Annotated in this window: 1 protein-coding gene; it reads left to right on the forward strand. The window is 64.5% G+C overall.

Translation table 11 applies throughout. The features are described 5' to 3' along the window. Positions 1-273, forward strand: a 273-nt coding sequence (locus tag C1X29_RS29905; protein ID WP_146023306.1) for an efflux RND transporter permease subunit, incomplete at both ends; no start/stop codon positions are given.

Genomic DNA, 273 nt, shown 5'->3' on the forward strand with positions numbered 1-273 from the left:
CCGCTGGGCTTCGTGGCGATCCTGGGCGTGCTCGCGCTCATCGGCATCCTGGTCCGCAATTCCGTGATCCTGATTGTGCAGATCGAGGACCTCAAGAAAGAGGGGTGGCCAGCCTGGGAAGCCGTGGTCGAAGCCACCGAGCACCGTATGCGGCCGATCCTGCTGACCGCAGCTGCCGCGAGCCTCGCGCTGATTCCGATAGCCCGCGAGATTTTCTGGGGGCCCATGGCCTACGCCATGATGGGCGGAATCATCGTCGGCACGTTGCTGACG

Source organism: Pseudomonas sp. GW456-12-10-14-LB2 (assembly GCF_002884345.1).
GTDB lineage: Bacteria > Pseudomonadota > Gammaproteobacteria > Pseudomonadales > Pseudomonadaceae > Aquipseudomonas > Aquipseudomonas paraglycinae.